General features: G+C 65.8%; 3 protein-coding genes. All 3 read right to left on the reverse strand.

The window, feature by feature from the left end; all coding sequences use genetic code 11:
- Positions 1 to 350, reverse strand: a 350-nt coding sequence (locus tag AC1DOC_RS32425; protein ID WP_478131415.1) for a GFA family protein, incomplete at its 3' end; no start/stop codon positions are given.
- Between the two features lie 60 nt (positions 351 to 410).
- Complete coding sequence (locus AC1DOC_RS32430) at positions 411 to 767, reverse strand: DUF2200 domain-containing protein (RefSeq protein ID WP_062363113.1); 357 nt, start codon at positions 765 to 767, stop codon at positions 411 to 413.
- A gap of 8 nt (positions 768 to 775) precedes the next feature.
- On the reverse strand, positions 776 to 1,736 hold a 961-nt coding region (locus tag AC1DOC_RS32435; RefSeq protein WP_478131416.1), incomplete at its 5' end, for a 3-deoxy-7-phosphoheptulonate synthase.

The following is a 1,736-nucleotide window of genomic DNA, read 5'->3' on the forward strand; positions in this document are numbered from 1 at the left end:
GTCCAGATGTGCGAGCTGATCGACACGGAATTCGGGTCATCGAACGCCCCGCGAGAGATCCCGCGGTACTCGGGCCAGCGCTCGAACGTGAGCGTGAGCGTGGTGCCGCATCGGGGGCAGAAGTGGACATGCACCTGCCTCGAACTGCTTTCCGATTTGTGCGAGTACCTTGCCATCGGCTCGCCCGAGAACTGGACCGCGTCCACCGGATACATCGACTCCGCGTATGAGGTCGAACCCGTCACCCGCTGGCAGAACCTGCAGTGGCATTGCAAGGTGCGCATGGGCTCGCCCAGGGCGACGAAGCGCACGGCCCCGCACAGGCACCCTCCATCACGTCGAGTCGTCACGCCGATCGCCTCCTGTGCCAATGCCGCGGATAAGGTGCCATGGGATGCAATGCCTGGCAGTCAGTCCTGCTGCCGGAGGATCTTCTCCATCTTCCTGCCCTTCGCGAGCTCGTCGACCAGCTTGTCCAGGTAGCGGATCTTCTGCATCAGCGGATCGTCGACTTCCTCGACGCGGACGCCGCAGACCACGCCCTTGATCAATGCGCTGTTCGGATTCATGGCCGGAGCCTCCGCAAAGAAGGCCTCGAAATCCTTCCCCTGTTCGATCTGCCGCGCGAGGCCCGCCTGGTCATAGCCGGTCAGCCAGCGAATGATCTGATCCACTTCTTCCTTCGTCCGGTTCTTGCGTTCGGCCTTCTGGACGTACATCGGATAGACCTTCGCAAACGCCATCGCGAAAATTCGATGCTGAGGCATGGCCGCTCTCAAGCCTTCGGCAGGCGCCGCCTTGCCTTGACCGCCGACGCCAGGCCCTCGAGCACCGGCACCGTCTGGGCAAAGCCGATGCAGGCATCGGTGATCGAGACGCCGTGCTTCAGCGCCGCGCCGGGCTTCAGGTCCTGCCGGCCTTCCTCGAGATGGCTCTCGATCATGAGGCCCGTGATGCGCCGCTCGCCGGCCGCGATCTGCGCCGCCACGTCTTCGGCGACCACGATCTGCCGCTGGTGCTGCTTGCTGCTGTTGCCGTGCGACACGTCGATCATCACCTGCGGCCGCAGGCCGTTCGCCAGCAGCGCCTCGCAGCTCGAAGCCACATCCGCGGCCGAATAGTTGGGCGCCTTGCCGCCGCGCAGGATCACATGGCAGTCGTCGTTGCCGCGCGTCTCGAAGATCGCCGCCATGCCCATCTTGGTCATGCCCATGAAGGCATGCGGCGCACGCGCTGCGAGGATCGCGTCGGCCGCAACCTTCACGCTGCCGTCGGTGCCGTTCTTGAAGCCCACCGGGCAGCTCAGGCCCGACGCCAGCTGCCGATGGCTCTGGCTCTCGGTGGTGCGGGCGCCGATGGCACCCCAGGCGATCAGGTCGGCAATGAACTGCGGGCTCAGCAGGTCGAGGAACTCGGTGCCGGTCGGCAGGCCCAGCGTGGTCAGCTCGAGCAGCAGGCGCCGCGCGCGCTCCAGCCCTTCGTTGATCGCGAAGCTGCCGTCCAGGTGCGGGTCGTTGATGTAGCCCTTCCAGCCCACGGTGGTGCGCGGCTTCTCGAAATAGGCACGCATCACGATCAGGAGGTCGTCCTGCAGCGAGTCGGCGACGGTCTTCAGGCGCTGCGCGTATTCGATGGCCTGGTCGTGGTCATGGATGGAGCATGGCCCAACCACCACGACCAGCCGGTCGTCGCGGCCGTGCAGCACGTCGGCGATGGCCGCGCGGCTGCCTTCGACC

This window comes from Variovorax sp. 01T439_2 (genome assembly GCF_056398445.1).

Coding starts and splice junctions, on each gene's coding strand:
- AC1DOC_RS32430 (WP_062363113.1), bottom strand. CDS start 767: ATGCCTCAGCATCGAATTTTCGCGATGGCGTTTGCGAAGGTCTATCCG.